This is a genomic window from Ruegeria sp. AN11, from assembly GCF_056536005.1.
In genome coordinates this window covers 33,163-50,078 of record NZ_JBQFJD010000002.1, presented here as the reverse complement: position 1 = coordinate 50,078, position 16,916 = coordinate 33,163, and the positions used below count along the sequence as shown (strand labels likewise).

Here is a 16,916-nt window from a genome sequence, read left to right as displayed (position 1 = left end):
GCCGCCGGTTTCGGCGGCCCTCGTTACCGGAACAGATCTTTCATCGGCTGCGATCAGCTTTCTATTTTGTGCAGCTTGCTTTCATCCAGCATCAGCGCAAGTACGATCCCGACGGACACGGAAATCGCTGCAAAGACAAATGCCATGTTCATGCCGGTATCGAATGCTCCGGCTATCGCGGTTTTGACCGTCGCAACTTCACTTTCGCCGAGCTTCTGCATGACTGCCTGTGCGGATTTGGTGGTCAGCGTTCCGCCATTGATTGCCTGAAGTTCAGCATCAGACAGTGTGACACCGGCCGCTGTCAGTTTGTCGCGCAGGCTGGCAAGGCTTGTGACATACATGATTGCCGTGGCGCAGGCGACGGCAATGGCCCCGTAGACCAGGTGGGTCATGAAGCTCAGCCCGCCGACGAGACCCGCCCGTTCGGGCTTTACCGCGCAGACTGCCGCCGTTCCCGACGGCCCGACAGTCAGCGTCGCCCCCAATCCGATGAAGGCCATGCCTGGCAGAATTTGGAAATAGCCAAGACCCTGCGGCAAGACGACAACAGTTACTGTGCCAATTGTCGCGATCAGGTAGCCCCAGAACATCAGCCGTTTTGGTCCGAAATCGTTGTACAGCGTTCCCGAAACAATGGATCCGACGGCAAGCAACACAGTCAGAGGCGCCAGCCCGAGCGCCGATTGAAACACGCTCCAGCCCAGAACTTTCTGCATGTATTGCGGGAAATACAGCAAACCCACAAAGGCCGCAGACACATTGAACATATTCAGGCCCAGCGTGATCAAAAACTCTCGATTCTGCATCAACTGAGGCAGCAGCAAAGGTTCCTTTACGCGTTTTTCGACACGTGGGAACAACAGGAACAGGACTGCGCTGACAAAGAACAGAAGAAGCAGCGGAACCGAAGTCCAGCCCCAATCCGCACCGACATCCAGGGCGTACAGCAGCAGCAAGACCGCGAACGACAGGATGCCCATCCCGGCAAAATCGATGTGTTCGCCTTGTTTGTGTTTGGTCTCACGTTCCATCAAGAACAGGGCTGTCGCCATCGAAATGCAAGAAAACACGACGTTGGCCAGAAAGAACAATCGCCAGTCACCAAGGTTGACGGCAAAGCCGCTGATCATCGGACCGAAGACATTGCCGCTGGTTACACCCGCAAGGATCAGCCCCATAACCAGAGCCCGATGCTCGGGCTTTGACACTTTGGTGGCGCCGAAGGCCAGTGTGCAGGGCCAGATACATCCGGCTCCGATGCCTTGCAGGGCCCGTGCTCCGATCAGGTAGTCCAGACCGGGGGCGACAAAGCATAGGATGGAAGAAAACAGGAAGATCGAAAGACCGATGATCATGATCTTTCGGTGCCCGTACATGTCGCCGAGCCGCCCGCCGGCGACCATGGTCATGGCGAAAAACAGGGCGTAGATGTTGAGCACCCACTGGGTGCTTGTAATGTCGGCATCAAAGCTGTTTTCGATGGCCGGGATCAGCATCAAAGCGCCGGTAAAATCAATTCCGATCCCAAATGCGGTCACCATAAGGGCGATGACCTTGATGATACTACTGCGGTCCATTGAGAAACCCAGGTTGCTCCGGATGTCCCGATAATGCATCAAGCCGGTCAAAAAAGATAGGAAAACAGCAGTTTAACGGTCCAGCCGGTACGACAGGCTGAACGCCCGGCCTATTCCGCGTTGCCGCAGATCCGTCGGAATGCGCGTTTCAGCATGTCCAGTTCGGCGCGCAAAAGCTCCACCTCAGCCCTCAGGTTATCCGCAGCGGGAGTGCCCGCGATCACCGTGATGTCGCCCAGTTTGTTCGTCGTTGCGGTGTCGACGATCACAAAACAGTGCACCCCTTCGGAAAGGGCAGAGATGGGCAACTGAATACTCAGATCCCAACCGCCATCCGCGCGTGAAACGCTGAACTTTTCCAGCGGTTCACCGAGATAGCGCACTTCGATCTTGGGTTCCGTTTCGGCCTGCAGATGGCCTTGCCAAAGCCCGTCTTCGAACCGTGTGCATGTGAGGGAGGGAAGGGTCATGCGGCAAGCACCTTACAAGTCAGCTCGGAAATGGCGGCAAAACGTCAAATCGCGCAAAACGATCCGATTCATCCCAGGATCGTCAAAGATCAGATCCAGCCAGATCTTTTCAACACGTTTCTCGTTCAAAGACAGATGCGCAAGGTCAAAGTCCATTGCGTTCGAGGTTCGGCTTTCGTCAAGTTTGCGCAACACCTGTTCCGTATTTGGGCCGTGCTGAATGTTGAGACGTGCGAAAATGCCTGCGTTCCGCTCGCATTCGATCAGCGTGTCGACACGCATCAGGTGTTGGCGCGTCAGGTCTTGCGCTGCGTCCGGTGGGAGCTCGACCGACAGGGACAGGAAAGAACCGGTGAACCCGAACACCTCGATCGCAAGGCTGAATGGGGCGAGGTCCTTGTCACGGCGATTGCGTATTTGGCGCATTCCGATTTCGGACTGCTCGCAATCATGAAACAGGGTTACCTGCCGGTCCATCGGCGCTTTTCGCGGGGCCGAGGCGACGCCGTGCCTGGACAGCGGCTCGCGCCACAAATCCGGACGCCAGGACCAGTCCGTGCCAAGCGGTTTGGGAAACTGCACCGAACCAATCAGTGGCCGGGCCAGCCGCCCGTCGGCCTGTTGGATCAACAGGTCAAGATGTGTCCGCAATTTGCGCGCCTCATCCCGTTGCCTGCGCAGCAATGGCTCAGGCGTTTCGGTCGCAGCCTTTGCGGCTTGGCGCCAATGCCCCAGAGACTTGCGATGCATATAGCGATCCAGAAAACTGCCCATGATCCTATCGTCCAAAGTTGTACCTGTTTAGTCAAAGACCAAGTGGCGGTTAAACCCGAATTACAGCATTTCAGCGCTTAATTTTCCGGAAATGTGATCTGCGGCGGGCTGGACAGAACCGCACCTTTCTGCCAAAGCCGCGCCCGTTCTTGCAATAGACCGGGGCAGTGCTTACCGTCTGATACCGGATCGCAGTGGAACATCCGTCAAACAGCGCACATCCGAATTTCTCAGGACAAGGGCGGTCATGGAACCCACTCTGTTTTCGTTTATCTGGAAATATTCAAAGAAACAGCAGCTTGTATTGTTGCTGCTGACCGTATTGTCGTTTCCCTTTCTCTATGCCTCGCTCGAGTTACCCAAACAGATCATAAACGATGCAATTGGGGCGCCCACCGACACGGTGACGATCTGGGGCCATACCGTGACGCAGATCCAATACCTTTGGATCCTGTGCTTTGCATTTCTGGCAACGGTGATTGCCAGCGGGTTGATGAAGATGCGCATCAACACGATGAAGGGCGTGCTGGCCGAGCGTATGCTGCGCCGCCTTCGCTTTTCTCTGATCCAGCGAACGATGCGGTTCCCGAAGTCCTATTTCGCCACCACCAGCCAGGGCGAATTGGTTTCGATGATCACCTCCGAGGCCGAACCGATGGGCGGGCTGATGGGCGACGCGATTGCCCAACCGGTGTTTCAATTCGGGCAGATGATGACAATCGTCACATTTCTGTTCATGCAAAGCGTCTGGTTCGGATTGGCCAGTGTCGCGCTGATCCCATTGCAGGCCTGGCTGATCCCGAAACTGCAACGCCAGATCAACCTGCTGAACAAGGACAGAATTCAACAGGTTCGACATCTAAGCTCGGAAATCGGTGAGAGTGCGGCGGGCATCAGTGATCTGCGCACCAATGGCGGCTGGCGTTATCGGCTGGCGCAGTTCAGCCATCGGCTGGGTATCTTGTTCGAGATCCGCTTCAAGATCTACAACAAGAAATTTTTCATGAAGTTTATCAACAACCTGATCACACAGATGACGCCGTTTCTGTTCTACTCTGTCGGCGGTTATCTTGCGATCACGGGAGAGGTGACAGTGGGCGCACTGGTCGCCGCACTTGGGGCCTACAAGGATCTGAGTGGCCCTTGGAAGGATCTGCTGACCTACTACAATCAGGTGCAGGACATGTCGCTGCGTTGGGAAATCGTGATAGAGCGTTTTGCCCCAGCCAACATGATCCCCGAGGAACTGTTTTCCGGAGAACCCGAAACCATCCCGCACCTGACCGGTGACATCGAGTTGCGGAACGTGACGGTCCGCGATGATGACGGCAAGACCATTCTTGAAGATATCGACCTGACAATCCCAAAGGGTGCCCGGGTGGCGATACAGTCGCCACAAGCGGCCGAGCGTGGTGCGCTGGCTCAACTGCTGACAAGAGAGCTGCTGCCGGTACAAGGCGACGTGATTATGGCGGGTCACAATCTCAATTCGCTGCATCAAACAGTGATTGCCGCCCGAATTGGGTATGCCTATTCACGCCCCTACCTGTTCGATGGAACACTGGGGGACAATCTGCTGATGCCCCTGCGGATCCGCCCGCAACATCAGTCGGACGCGATAAAGGCCCCTTCGCGTCGGCAGATCGAGGCCGTGCGGGCCGGAAACCCCCCCGATTCCCTGTCGGATGAATGGGTCGACCCCAGCCTGGCTGGGCTGGATAGTGCTGACGACATCCGCGACTGGTGGTTCCAGCTTGTCGAAGCTATGGGGATCGACGAGTTCATGTTCCGCCGTACTTTACGCTCCCGGTTCGACCCGGAACAGCATCCGGCTTTGGCAAAAGACGTTGTTGATCTGCGCGGGATCGTCGCCGAGCGTCTGCGCGATCGCGGGTTGGACCGATATGTCTTCAGATTCGACCCGGAACAGTTCAACCCCGCCGTTCCCTTGGGCGGCAACCTGCTGTTTGCGTCTCCGTCGCAGGATATCTCTCCGGAAACGCTTGCCGAAGATGATCGATTCCAGGCAATGCTCAGCGCGAACGCCCTGGACGATGACGCCATGAGCATTTCCAGTGCCGTGCTGGAAACGCTGACTCAGGCATTTGGTCGGGATGGCACGGATCACCCTCTGTTTTTGCGCCTTGGCCTGTCTCGCGACATGTTCCACAGCCTGCTGGACATCGAAGACCGTCGCAAAGCCAAGGGTGATGCCGCGATCAGTCAGAAAGAAAAAGCCCTGCTGATGACCGTGCCCTTCCTTCTTACGGCCGAGCAGATTGGTCCGAATTTTCCGGACGAGTACAAGAACAGAATTTTGACGATTCGAAAGACGCAGGCAGAAAGAATCCGGGAATCGATGCAGGGGATGTTCCTGCCAGTGTCGCCGGATCTCTACATTCCGCGTCTGACCGTGATCGAGAATGCGCTTTACGGACGCATTTCGATCATGGCCGGGGCCAAAAAAGACGAGATCGAAGATGTAGTTGCCGAAGTTATGAACGAAGCCGGGCTGCGCCGACGCGCCGCCGCGATCATTTACGATCTGCCGTCCGGATTGGGGGGAAACAACCTGCCGACCGTTTTTCAGGAGCGTGCCGCGTTTTCGCGGGCGGGCATCAAACGCCCCGACATTCTGGTGCTGGACAAGGTGCTGGCCAGCCACGATTCGGAAAGCCGACTGCGCACCCGCCTGAAACTGCGTGAGCTGCTGCCTGATTCAATCATGATCTTCATGGAAGATCATTTTGCCCATCCCGAAGCGTATGACCTGTTCGTCGAAATCAAGGACGGTCGTATTGACGGTGTTTCAAGAACACAAACAGAAGCGGAAGAAGGCGCTACGGCGGACCTGAGCCGGAAGCTCAAGATCATCTCCTCGACCGAGTTGTTCTCCAAGCTGGATGGCAGAAACCAACGTTTGCTGGCGTTTTCCGCACAATGGTACGAGGCCGCAGCCGGGCAGACCATCTTTGCCCGCGGCGAGGCACCTGACGCGGCCTACCTGTGTATTTCCGGTCAGGCCAATTTGGAATGGAACGACAGCAAGGGTCTCAAGCGGGTAATCTCGGTCATCGAGCCGGGACGATTGATCGGAGACCTTTCGATTATCACCAAAGACGCCAGACAATTCGATCTGGTTGCAACACAGGATTGTACCTTTCTCAGGATCGGCGCCGGAGAGCTGCGCGCCGTCGTGGAGAGCGACGTTAATGTCGCCGTACAACTTCTTGAAACCGTTGCCGGTTACCTGATGACAGTGTCCGATCGTGTTGCCGCCGCGCAAACCCCAGAGGACATATTCACCGATTCCGGCAGTTCCAGTGGAACCTAAAATCACGACACATACGGCATACGCAGCCCATGAGATGCTTGTCCGCGACGCACGTGACAGACCGGAACTGTGGCGGCTGACGGTTGGGCTGGTGATTGTTGGTGGTGTTGCAATTTTCCTGAACCTCACCCTGTCTTCCGTGATTTTCAGTCTCGGCTCAGCGCGGTGGGTTTCTGGCTTTCAGGCGGGGGCAACACCGTCTGCTTTGTTGATTCTGTTGTCGAGTTTCGGGTTCATCACATTGGGCGTCAAACTGGCTGCCGGGGCGATGCAAAACCGCCCGTTGCACGCCATCCTGGGTCCCCGCCGTCTGGGCGTTCGCCAGTTCTGGCGCGTACTTCTGGCATTGGGGCTGCTGGCCGCGTTGATCTTCATCCTGCCGCCATACAATCTGGGCGCACCGTTCAAACCCAATTTGGCTTTCGAAACGTGGCTGCTGCTGTTGCCGCTGTCTCTGACTGCGGTTTTGATACAAACCAGCGCCGAGGAAATCCTGTTTCGCGGCTACATTCAGCAATCACTGGCTGCGCGGTTTCGGTCACGCCTGATTTGGATGGGTCTGCCTGCCTTGTTGTTCGCGGCCGGTCACTACGCACCGGCCACATCCGGAGAGAACGCCCTTCTGATCGCAATCTGGGCCGGCGCTTTTGGCCTGATCAATGCCGATCTCACCGCGCGGTCGGGTACCCTTGGTCCTGCTATTGCGCTGCACTTTTTCAACAACGTTGTGGCGTTGCTGTTTTTCTCGATACCTGACAACCTCAGCGGTCTTGCCTTGTTCCTTCTGCCCTATGACATGTCCCAAACAGACGCGATACGACACTGGCTGTATGTGGATTTCGTGATGATGGTTGTTTGCTGGCTAACCGCACGGCTTGCGCTGAGGCGCTGATTGCATTTCCTGACGTAGCGCCTTATTTGACGTCAAAACCGCATCAGCAAGGTTCCGACATGAACTGGATCACAAACTACGTCCGCCCCCGGATCAACTCGATCTTCTCGCGCAGGGAAGTGCCCGAAAACCTGTGGCACAAGTGCGATGAGTGCGGAACCATGCTGTTTCACCGCGAACTGGCCGACAACCAGAATGTCTGCACGCAATGTGATCACCACATGGCAATCACGCCGCGAGAGCGGTTTAAGCATCTGTTTGATGGCGGTATTTTCACCGAGGTCGAAGTCCCCGCGCCGAAGGACGATCCACTGCATTTCCGGGATCAAAAGAAATATCCCGACCGCATGAAAGCGGCCCAGAAGAAGACCGGCGAGAAAGAGGCGATGCTTGTCGTGAGCGGTGAAATTGGCCGGACACCGGTTGTAGCTGCGGCGCAGGATTTTTCGTTCATGGGCGGATCGATGGGCATGTATGTCGGCAACGCCATCATCGCAGCCGCGCAGGAGGCCGTGAAACTCAAACGCCCGCTGATCCTGTTTTCGGCCGCCGGTGGCGCGCGAATGCAGGAAGGCATCCTGAGCCTCATGCAGATGCCCCGTACCACGGTCGCGGTGGAAATGCTGAAAGAGGCGAACCTGCCCTATATCGTGGTGCTGACCCACCCGACCACCGGCGGCGTTACCGCGTCTTATGCGATGCTGGGCGATGTGCATATCTCGGAGCCGAATGCGCTGATCTGCTTTGCCGGACCGCGCGTGATCGAACAGACCATCCGCGAGAAACTGCCCGAAGGATTCCAGCGCGCTGAATATCTGCTGGATCACGGGATGCTTGACCGTGTGACAAAACGCACCGAAATGCGCGATGAACTGATCACCATCACCCGAATGCTGATGGGCCTGCCGCCAGCCGTCAAAGGCGACCTTCCCGCACCAGAGCCGGAAGAAGCACCGGTCGAAGCTTCGACCGAGGGCGCAGGCGAGAAATGACGACCCCGACATCCGACGTCATCCTTGATCGGATGATGGCGCTGCATCCCAAGATCATCGATCTGACTCTGGATCGTGTGTGGCGCTTGCTGGCAGCTCTGGACCACCCGCAAAACCGATTGCCGCCGGTCATCCATATTGCCGGAACCAACGGCAAAGGTTCGACGCAAGCCATGATCCGCGCAGGGATCGAAGGGGCCGGGCTGACAGCTCACGCATACACATCCCCCCACCTGGCCCGCTTTCACGAGCGAATCCGACTGGCGGGAGAGCTGATCTCGGAGCCTGACCTTACGGCGGTTCTGGACGAGTGTTACGCCGCAAACAATGGTGAGAATATCACCTATTTCGAAATCACCACCTGTGCGGCCCTGCTGGCTTTCGCCCGCACGCAAGCTGACTATACGCTCCTTGAAGTCGGGCTGGGTGGCCGCCTGGATGCAACCAACGTCGTGGAACAGCCTGCGGTTACAGTCATCACGCCGGTTTCGATTGACCACGAACAGTTCCTTGGCGACACATTGGGCAAAATTGCAGCCGAAAAGGCCGGCATCATCAAGCCCGGAGTGACCTGTATCGTGGGCCCGCAAGAAGACGAGGCGCTCGAGGTCATTGAATACACCGCCTCGCGACTGGGTGCGCCACTGCTTGTTAATGGCCAACACTGGCACGTAAACGAAGAAAACGGACGCCTGATCTATCAGGACGAAACAGGATTGCGCGATCTGCCGCTTCCCAATCTGCTGGGCGCGCACCAAATTCAAAACGCGGGCGCAGCGCTGGCGGTTCTGCGCCATCTGCAAATGGGCGATGACGCCTATGAGGCCGCCGCGACCAAAGCCGAATGGCCAGCACGCATGCAGCGCCTGAAAACAGGGCCACTGACAGAACAGGCTCCGCTCGCTGAACTGTGGCTCGACGGGGGCCACAACGCTGCTGCTGGCGTGGCGTTGGCCGACGTTCTGGCGAAACTGCCCAAACGCCCGACACACATGATCTGCGGCATGCTGAACACCAAGGACGTCACTGGTTATCTGGCGCCGCTTGCCGATCAGGCCGAAAGCCTGACCGCCGTATCCATTCCCGGCGAGGCCAACACGCTCAGCGCTGACGACACTGCGGCTGCAGCCGCTAGGGTCGGCCTGCCAGCTTCAACAGCGGAAAACGTCGCGGCAGCCCTGACAGCAATCACGGACAAAGATCCACAAGCGCGTGTTCTGATCTGTGGCTCGCTCTATCTGGCGGGCAACATCCTGCGCGAAAACGGCTAGTTGTTTTTCTGTTTGGAAAACCTCGGAGCGCGCTGGGGCGAGGGGGCAGAGCCTCCTATTTCCCCCAGTCCTGATCCTGCATTTCCCGCAGGCGTGAGGCGGTGCGCTCGAATTCAAACGTTCCTTCACCTTCGACATACAACATCTCGGGCTCGGCCGCCGCCGAGCAGATCAGCCGGACCCGGGCCTCGTAAAGGGCGTCAATCAAAGTGACAAACCGCTTGGCTTCGTTGAAGTTGTTGCGGGACAGGCGCGGCACGTCTTCCAGAACCAACACTTTCACCGCCTCCGCAATGGCCAGATAGTCTGCCGGGCCCAGCATACGTCCGCACAAATCATAGAAGCTGGCCCTTGCTACGCCGTTGCGAAAGGCCGGAAGTTCAACGGCCCGGCCGTTCACCTTCAACACCAGTGGCTCCGCCGCGCCTCCCGAAAGGTCATTCCAAACCGCCCGGATATTCTGCCGGGCCTCGGGCCCGATCGGCGTAAAATACACCGGCTCACCCGCCAGACGGTTCTGACGATAATCGGTGGGCGAGATCAGCTCCCAGACTTCAAGCTGTTCCTTGATATGCGCGATGAATGGCAGAAACAGCTGCCGGTTCAGCCCGTTTTTGTACAGCTCATCCGGGTGCCTGTTCGACGTTGTGATTACGACCACCCCGCCTGCATGCAAAAGGTCGAACAGGCGGCCCACGATCATTGCGTCCGTTATGTCCGTGATCTGCATTTCGTCAAAGGCCAGCAACCGGACGGATTTGACAACTGCCTCGGCAACGGGTGCCAGAGCGTCTTCGACCCCTTCCTTTCGGGCCTTGTGCATACCCGCGTGAATTTCCTGCATAAAAGCATGGAAGTGTACGCGCCGTGCAGGAATGTCCTCCAGCGCATCCACAAACATGTCCATCAGCATGGACTTGCCGCGCCCGACGCCACCCCAAAGGTAAAGGCCTTTGGGGGCAGGGGGGGCTTTGCGGAAGAAACCGCGTTTGACAGGTTCGGCTAGGGTGGCGCGAATACGCTCGAACTGTGGCAGAACGGCCTCCTGCGCGTCATCCCTGATCAGGCTGCCATCGGCAATGCGGGCCTCGTAAAGCGAAATCAAATCCGTCATGTCTGAGCCATAGCGTCCGCTCTGCCCCTTGAAAAGCGGCCTTTTTCTCTCGGCTTCGTTTTTGACGGGCTTCGCTCTGAATAAATCTGTCAACGTGTTGCACGAGCGTCGGAACCAAGACAAAGTCCGCGCCAGACAGAAGCGTGGCTAAACAGGATTGCGGATATGTCACAGGCAGGAAACGTCTTATTCATAATCATCGACCAACTGCGTGCAGATTGCCTAACCGGCGCATTGGCGAACCATGTGGATCTGCCCAATTTGCGCGCGTTCATGAGCGATGCGGTCACCTTTACGCGCCACTTCTCGGTGACCAACCCGTGCGGCCCGTCTCGGGCTTCAATACTGACCGGTCAGTACGCGATGAACCACCGCTCTGTCCGCAACGGAACGCCACTGCGCCACGACATTCCCAATGTCGCGACCGAGATGCGCAAGGCCGGATATCTGCCCATGTTGTTCGGTTATACCGACACATCAGCCGATCCGCGCGTGTTTGATCCCAACGACCCGTCGCTCAAGTCTTATGAGTACCCGATGCAGGGGTTTCACGAGGTGGTCGAAATGCGGCTCGAGGAATCTTTTCCCTGGCAATCTCATCTGATGCAAAAGGGCTATTCATTCGACGATTACTGGGATGTCTACAAGCCCGTATCACCAACTGGCAGCACGCCGAAACTGAACGACCCCGCGTTGTACCGGGCCGAAGACAGTGACACGGCCTTTCTGACGGACGCTTTTCTGAATGGTATCGCCGCGTACCACAAACAGAGCTGGTTCGCCCATCTGACCTATATCCGGCCGCACCCGCCGCTTGTTGCACCTGCGCCGTATAATGACATGTACGATCCTGCCGAGTTGCCTTTTCCTGCCGGGTTCCCGGACCAGCAGGCCGAAGCGGCGCTGCACCCGTTTTTTGCCCCTTCGATGCAATCCCAAACGGCCACCGGCTTTGTAAAGGGCATGGGGGAAATTGAACCGACACAGGAAAACGTTCAAACCCTGCGTTCCGTCTATCTGGGTCTTGCGACCGAGGTCGATCATCACGTCGGCCGTGTAATCCAGTACCTGAAGGAAAGCGGGCAATATGAGAACACTTTGCTGGTGATCACCGCCGACCATGGCGAGATGCTGGGCGATCGGCATACCTGGGGCAAAATGACGGTGTTTGATGCCGCCTATCATACGCCCCTGATTATCAGGATGCCGGGGAATTCAGCCCGCGCGGGTTCGGTTGTCGATGTGCCGACGGAATCTGTGGACGTCACCCCAACCATTCTCGACTGGGTGGGCAAATCAGTTCCGAACTCGATGGACGGACGCTCGCTTGTGCCGCTGCTGAAGGGTGATGTTCCCGACGACTGGCGCAGGTATTCGTTCAGTGAGCTTGATTTTTCAGAACCTGAAAAGCCAACTCTGTGGCAGCAGCAATTGGGAACCGGCAACAGCGAATCGAATCTGAGCATTCTTCGGGAGGACCGGTTCACGCTGGTTGAGTTCGCCGCCGATCTACCTCCGATCCTTTTTGACCATGCCGGCAAGGGTGAGCTTGAGAATGTCGCGAACGATCCGGAATTCGCGTCGGATCTGGGCCGGCTTGGGCGTCAGATGCTACGGCACCGCATGCGCAATGCGGACCACACGCTTTCCCTTTATTCTCTGACCCCAGAGGGTGCCAAATCGAAAGAGCGCTATCCAGACTAGGGCAGTGCAGCGTGACCATGAGCCCAAGGCAGGCCCGGCCTGTTTTTGTCGCATCTCTGCCCCCTACACCTGCGGGGGTTCTGATGTTACGCCTGTTCCGTGGGGAGAACTGTCTTGGACACCACCGAACAGCATATGAAAGCAATGACTATGGCCGGTCTGAATCTGATCGGCCAGGCCCTTTCGATTTACGACAGCCAATTGCGGCTGGTTGTCAGCAACCGCCGCTTTCAGGAAATGTTCGATCTGCCCGACACCTTGGTCCGCCCCGGCGCCCTGTTTCACGACACCATTCAGTTCCTCGCCAGCCGAGGGGAATATGGCGACGACGGAAATGTGGACGAAATGGTGAAGGCCCGCGTCGAGCAGGCGCTGAATTTCGAACCGCATTACATGGAACGGGCGCGACCAAACGGACAGGTTATCTCGATCGAGGGGGCACCGTTGCCACAAGGCGGCTGGGTCGCAGTGTATACAGATATCACCAGCACAAAACGGGCTGAGAACCTGTTGCGCGCACGGTCCGAGGAACTGTCCGGACAGTTGCTGAGCCATGCCGAGGAATTGTCAGCCGCGAACCGAAAGCTGGCCGCAACCAACTCGGCACTGGAAGAGGCAAAGCGCCAACTGACCGAGATTGAGGCCCGCACCCGTTTGACGACGGAGATGATGCCGGCCCATATCGCTCATCTGAGACAGGACGGTATCTACGACTATTCAAACCGCCGCCTGAGTTCCGTCATGCCGGGCCGACCGTCTGAGATTGCAGGTCTGCACATCTCCGAGGCGCTAGGTCCTTCAGCGTTTGAACGGGTCGAACCCTATCTGGAACGCGCCTATGGCGGCGAAACTTCAGTTTTTGAGTTTACCGAGGATCAGGATTCTCGCCGGATACGGGTTTCTTTCACCCCGGACGGGGCAGGGGGCGTCTACATAATGTCCGTCGACGTGACCGAAGAAACGCAAGCCAGGGTCGCCTTGCAACAGGCGAGCCGCCGCGCAATGGCGGCGCAGATGACCAGCGGCATGGCACATGATTTTTCAAACCTGCTGACGATCATTCTGGGGATGCAGGCGCGGCTGAACAAAATGGGCCTGCCCGAAGAGGCGCAGGAACTTGTTTCGGCCACTCAACAAACAGCCCGCCGTGGAGGGCAATTGCTGAACCGGATCGCGGATATGACGGGAAACCGGACACCTCAACCCAAGGCGACCGACATGCGAGGGCTGCTGGAAGACCTTCGCATTCTTGCGTCGCCATCGTTGCCGCGGGGAGTGGGGCTGTCGGTGGTCAATACATTGCCGGACGAGGCGCTGATGCTCGACCCGGGTATGGTTCAGGATGCAATGCTCAATCTTGTCCTGAACGCGCGTGACGCATGCGGCAATTCCGGTCAGATCACCATCAGCGCCCATGCGATCGGAAGAATATGGGCCGAAATCACCGTATCCGACACCGGACCCGGGTTTTCACCCGAAGCTTTGGAAAAGGCTCTTAACCCGTTTTTCACGACCAAAGGCAGCGACGGGTCGGGGTTAGGCCTTCCCATGGTTTACGATACCGTCAAACTGGCTGGCGGAGACCTGAATTTGCGCAACACGCAATCAGGTGCATCCGTTGTCATGCGATTGCCCTACAGGCCCGCACCATCAGGCCGCGGCGGTCTTGTTCTACTTGTCGAGGATAACGACGAATTACGTTGCCAGTTCCGCGATCTGCTTGTTGACCTCGGCTATTCTGTGATCGAGGCCACGTCAGTTGATGAAGCGCTCGGTTTGATCTTGGATATTGACGATATTGCGCTGGTTCTGTCCGATATCCGGCTTGATGGACCGGCCACCGGGATTGATCTGCTTGAGCGGCTGAAACCTGGCCTTCCCTGTATTCTGATGACATCCTTGCCCTATTCCGACCCTCTGCATCGACAAGCGCTTGCTTTGGCGCCGGTGTTGCGTAAACCGTTCTCCCGGGCACAATTGTCTGCACTGATCCGAACCGAGGCCGCCTGATGAACCAACCATTGGTGACCATCCTTGATGACGAGCCCGAGATACGGCGCATATTGACGGATGCGTTGGAAGAGGCCGGGTTCCGCACACAAAGCTTTTCACGCGCCCGCGAATTCGAAGCCTCACTGAAACGGGTGACTCCGGATGTTTGCCTTGTTGATCTGTCGCTTCCGGATACAGACGGGCTGGCGTTGGTACACCGACTGGCGTTGGAACAGGGGGCCGCCGTAATTATCATTTCGGGCAGGGTGCAGGTACAGGATCGCGTCACCGGGCTGGAACTTGGGGCTGACGACTATATCACCAAACCTTTCGATCCTGCCGAAGTTGTCGCCCGAATCCGCGCAAGATTGCGCGCACCAAGAACCCAGTCCCCGCAGTCGGAAGTGGCATATTTCAATGGCTGGACCGCATATTTCGATCGCTATGTTCTTGTGGACGGAACCGGCTCGGAAACTCCGTTCAGCCATGCCGAAGGCGAGGTTCTGCGCCTGTTTCTGGAAAGCCCGAAACGGTTGATCAGTCGTGGGCAGATGCAGGAAACTTTAGGCGGTGCCGCGGGTGAGAGTTTCGACAGGGCGATGGATGTGCGAATTTCGCGTTTGCGCACCAAACTGGGCGAAGACCCAAAAAATCCGCGCCTTATCAAAACAATTTACGGTGCCGGGTACATTTTTTTGGGGGAAGTTGATTGGCAATGATTTGTTCGGCACACGATCTTCCCAACCGCGTCTGCTTGAGATTTTCGAATTTCATCTCTTTTTCAGATAGTTGGAGGATGTCCAATATTATCTTTGGGCCAGCTATGGATTCTTGCAACCGTCCCGCTTAACTAACACCAACCCGTCTTTCCTGAAAAGACAGGCGACGAGATCGTTTCCGACCTATCGAAGTATCGCGTCGGCAGCAGGTGTCGAAGGCAATTGAGGGCCTGGAGAGTAGAATGGTCAGAGATTTCTGGGAAAAATGGCGATCCGGCCACATAGGCCGATTGGTTGGCAGCAGTTTGCGCAGCCAGGGTTGGCTTTACGGCATCGCCATGGCCGCCATGGTTGTTGTTGCGGGGACAACTGCGGGCACCGCCTGGATGATGGAAAACATCGTCAACGCCATGACGACGCCGGAAGCGCGCTCAAAGGTCTATCTCGTCGCGCTGGCGATTTTGGGGCTGTTTTTCGCCAAAGCAGCTGCATCCTACATTCAGTCTGTTTTTCTGGCCCGCGCGGGCAACCGGATCATCGCCGTTCAGCAGGAACAGCTATATGCGAAACTGCTGAAACGAGGTGTTGGATTCTTTGCCGACACGGAATCCTCTGATCTTTTGATGATCGTGACACAGGGTGCTCTGGCTGCAAGGCGCCTGGTTGATGTCGTGGTCACGAGTTTTGTTCGCGATGCGCTGACCCTTGTTGGTCTGGTATTTGTGATGGTCTATCAACAACCGGTGTTGTCCGTGCTGTTCTTCGTTGTCGGACCAATCGCCCTGCTGGGCGTCAGAGTTCTGCTCAAGAGCGTGCGTTCGATCATGCGTTCTGAAATGAAATCTCTGGCAGAGATCATGAAAGTCCTTCAGGAAACCTCGGGGGGCATCAAGATCATCAAGGTTTTTGCGCTGGAAGACCACATGGCCGATCGCATGAACCGCGCGATCAGGGCCGTCGAAAACCGCGCCAACTCCATTTCGCGGCTGCAATCAATCGCCAGCCCATTGATGGAATTTCTGGCAGGTATAGCGATCGCGGCCATTCTGATCATCAGCACGATTGGTATCGCAGGAAGTGAGCCGACCACACCGGGGCAACTGATGTCTTTCATCACCGCTTTGCTGATGGCTTATGAACCGGCCAAACGACTTTCCAAGATGCGCGTGGTCATCGAGACGACATTGGTGCCAATCGGCATGATGTTCGAGTTGTTGGACCAGGAAGATCCGATGCGCGAAAGCATCGAACCCGTGCAGCTGCGTCCGGGGCCCGGCGAGGTTCGGTTGCATGACGTCACTTTTGGCTATCAGGGCTCCTTGCCTATTCTCAAGAATATGGACCTGACTTTTGAAGCGGGAAAAACCACTGCGCTGGTTGGGCAGTCTGGCGGTGGCAAGTCCACCATCTTTGGCCTGATCATGCGTTTTTATGATCCGGATCAGGGGCGCATCGAAATCGACGGACAAGATGTCATGGACGTGAGCTTCGCTTCGTTGCGGCGCAAAATCTCTTACGTCGGGCAAGACACGTTCCTGTTTTCGGCCAGCGTAATGGACAACCTTCGATACGCGCGTCCCGACGCAACGGTTGAAGAAGTCATGGAAGCCGCCCGAGCGGCACATGCCCACGACTTTATTACCGAATTGGCAAACGGATATGACACGCAGGTTGGCGAAAATGGCGCATTTCTGTCCGGTGGGCAGAAGCAAAGACTGGCAATTGCGCGTGCAATCCTGCGCCAGGCAGAAATTCTGTTGCTTGACGAGGCAACCAGCGCATTGGATGCGGAATCAGAAACTTATGTGAAAGAAGCGCTCGACAAACTGACCAAAAATGTCACCACGATCGTGATCGCCCATCGTCTGTCGACTGTTTTGGAGGCCGACAAGATTATGGTTGTTCAGGACGGAGAGGTGATCGAACAGGGTAATCTCGACAACCTAATGCAGCGTAACGGGGCATTCCGGCGTTTGTTTGACCAGCAGTTCAAGCAGCCTGCCTCCTGATCCACTTAGGTCAAGCCTCCGGGATTTGGAGTTAGGGTTCGGGTTATAGCATGCGTTATCCGGCG

At 56.8% G+C, this 16,916-nt stretch carries 12 protein-coding genes; 8 read left to right on the top strand and 4 right to left on the bottom strand.

What is annotated here, in order from left to right; translation table 11 throughout:
- Window positions 1–53: 53 nt before the first annotated feature.
- From ACR3EQ_RS20200 to ACR3EQ_RS20190, 3 genes are all read right to left on the bottom strand, one after another.
- Window positions 54–1,580, bottom strand: a complete 1,527-nt coding sequence (locus tag ACR3EQ_RS20200) for an MFS transporter (protein WP_480491868.1) — start codon at window positions 1,578–1,580, stop codon at window positions 54–56.
- A gap of 110 nt (window positions 1,581–1,690) precedes the next feature.
- On the bottom strand, window positions 1,691–2,050 hold the full coding sequence (locus ACR3EQ_RS20195; RefSeq protein WP_480491866.1) for a hypothetical protein: 360 nt from the start codon (window positions 2,048–2,050) through the stop codon (window positions 1,691–1,693).
- A 12-nt stretch (window positions 2,051–2,062) separates the two neighbouring features.
- A complete protein-coding gene (locus tag ACR3EQ_RS20190; RefSeq protein ID WP_480491865.1) occupies window positions 2,063–2,824 on the bottom strand; it encodes a DUF6478 family protein in 762 nt (253 codons plus the stop codon).
- Window positions 2,825–3,071: 247 nt separating this feature from the next.
- On the opposite strand from ACR3EQ_RS20190, the gene ACR3EQ_RS20185 reads away from it, so the two are divergent.
- From ACR3EQ_RS20185 to ACR3EQ_RS20170, 4 genes are read left to right on the top strand one after another with little or no spacing between them, the layout of a single operon-like run.
- On the top strand, window positions 3,072–6,158 hold the full coding sequence (locus tag ACR3EQ_RS20185) for an ABC transporter transmembrane domain-containing protein (RefSeq protein ID WP_480491863.1): 3,087 nt from the start codon (window positions 3,072–3,074) through the stop codon (window positions 6,156–6,158).
- Complete coding sequence (locus tag ACR3EQ_RS20180; RefSeq protein WP_480441121.1) at window positions 6,148–7,050, top strand: CPBP family intramembrane glutamic endopeptidase; 903 nt, start codon at window positions 6,148–6,150, stop codon at window positions 7,048–7,050. The genes ACR3EQ_RS20185 and ACR3EQ_RS20180 overlap by 11 nt, the downstream gene beginning before the upstream one ends.
- Window positions 7,051–7,109: 59 nt before the next feature.
- Window positions 7,110–8,042 (top strand): acetyl-CoA carboxylase, carboxyltransferase subunit beta, encoded by a 933-nt coding sequence (accD, locus tag ACR3EQ_RS20175; protein WP_170614077.1) that lies wholly within the window; start codon window positions 7,110–7,112, stop codon window positions 8,040–8,042.
- Window positions 8,039–9,313 (top strand): bifunctional folylpolyglutamate synthase/dihydrofolate synthase, encoded by a 1,275-nt coding sequence (locus ACR3EQ_RS20170; protein WP_170614076.1) that lies wholly within the window; start codon window positions 8,039–8,041, stop codon window positions 9,311–9,313. Before accD ends, ACR3EQ_RS20170 begins: the two co-directional genes overlap by 4 nt.
- Window positions 9,314–9,368: 55 nt before the next feature.
- On the opposite strand, the gene zapE is transcribed toward ACR3EQ_RS20170, so the two are convergent.
- A complete protein-coding gene (gene zapE, locus ACR3EQ_RS20165; RefSeq protein ID WP_170614075.1) occupies window positions 9,369–10,427 on the bottom strand; it encodes a cell division protein ZapE in 1,059 nt (352 codons plus the stop codon).
- Between the two features lie 165 nt (window positions 10,428–10,592).
- On the opposite strand from zapE, the gene ACR3EQ_RS20160 reads away from it, so the two are divergent.
- The 4 genes from ACR3EQ_RS20160 (at window position 10,593) to ACR3EQ_RS20145 (ending at window position 16,851) form a co-directional block, all read left to right on the top strand.
- Window positions 10,593–12,131 (top strand): alkaline phosphatase family protein, encoded by a 1,539-nt coding sequence (locus ACR3EQ_RS20160; protein WP_170619331.1) that lies wholly within the window; start codon window positions 10,593–10,595, stop codon window positions 12,129–12,131.
- Between the two features lie 144 nt (window positions 12,132–12,275).
- The gene (locus ACR3EQ_RS20155) at window positions 12,276–14,141 is read left to right on the top strand and encodes a PAS-domain containing protein (protein ID WP_480441201.1); all 1,866 of its coding nucleotides are present in this window, start codon (window positions 12,276–12,278) and stop codon (window positions 14,139–14,141) included.
- Window positions 14,141–14,842, top strand: a complete 702-nt coding sequence (locus tag ACR3EQ_RS20150; RefSeq protein WP_170614072.1) for a response regulator transcription factor — start codon at window positions 14,141–14,143, stop codon at window positions 14,840–14,842. Before ACR3EQ_RS20155 ends, ACR3EQ_RS20150 begins: the two co-directional genes overlap by 1 nt.
- A gap of 242 nt (window positions 14,843–15,084) precedes the next feature.
- Window positions 15,085–16,851, top strand: coding sequence for an ABC transporter ATP-binding protein (locus ACR3EQ_RS20145; protein WP_170614071.1), 1,767 nt, complete (start codon window positions 15,085–15,087; stop codon window positions 16,849–16,851).
- The last annotated feature ends 65 nt before the right edge of the window (window positions 16,852–16,916 follow it).

What these genes read in the sequence shown, in the direction of transcription:
- ACR3EQ_RS20185 (WP_480491863.1), top strand. Translation starts at nt 3,072, where the DNA reads ATGGAACCCACTCTGTTTTCGTTTATCTGGAAATATTCAAAGAAACAG.
- ACR3EQ_RS20160 (WP_170619331.1), top strand. Translation starts at nt 10,593, where the DNA reads ATGTCACAGGCAGGAAACGTCTTATTCATAATCATCGACCAACTGCGT.
- ACR3EQ_RS20200 (WP_480491868.1), bottom strand. Translation starts at nt 1,580, where the DNA reads ATGGACCGCAGTAGTATCATCAAGGTCATCGCCCTTATGGTGACCGCA.
- zapE (WP_170614075.1), bottom strand. Translation starts at nt 10,427, where the DNA reads ATGACGGATTTGATTTCGCTTTACGAGGCCCGCATTGCCGATGGCAGC.
- ACR3EQ_RS20150 (WP_170614072.1), top strand. Translation starts at nt 14,141, where the DNA reads ATGAACCAACCATTGGTGACCATCCTTGATGACGAGCCCGAGATACGG.
- ACR3EQ_RS20155 (WP_480441201.1), top strand. Translation starts at nt 12,276, where the DNA reads ATGACTATGGCCGGTCTGAATCTGATCGGCCAGGCCCTTTCGATTTAC.
- ACR3EQ_RS20170 (WP_170614076.1), top strand. Translation starts at nt 8,039, where the DNA reads ATGACGACCCCGACATCCGACGTCATCCTTGATCGGATGATGGCGCTG.
- accD (WP_170614077.1), top strand. Translation starts at nt 7,110, where the DNA reads ATGAACTGGATCACAAACTACGTCCGCCCCCGGATCAACTCGATCTTC.
- ACR3EQ_RS20190 (WP_480491865.1), bottom strand. Translation starts at nt 2,824, where the DNA reads ATGGGCAGTTTTCTGGATCGCTATATGCATCGCAAGTCTCTGGGGCAT.
- ACR3EQ_RS20195 (WP_480491866.1), bottom strand. Translation starts at nt 2,050, where the DNA reads ATGACCCTTCCCTCCCTCACATGCACACGGTTCGAAGACGGGCTTTGG.
- ACR3EQ_RS20145 (WP_170614071.1), top strand. Translation starts at nt 15,085, where the DNA reads ATGGTCAGAGATTTCTGGGAAAAATGGCGATCCGGCCACATAGGCCGA.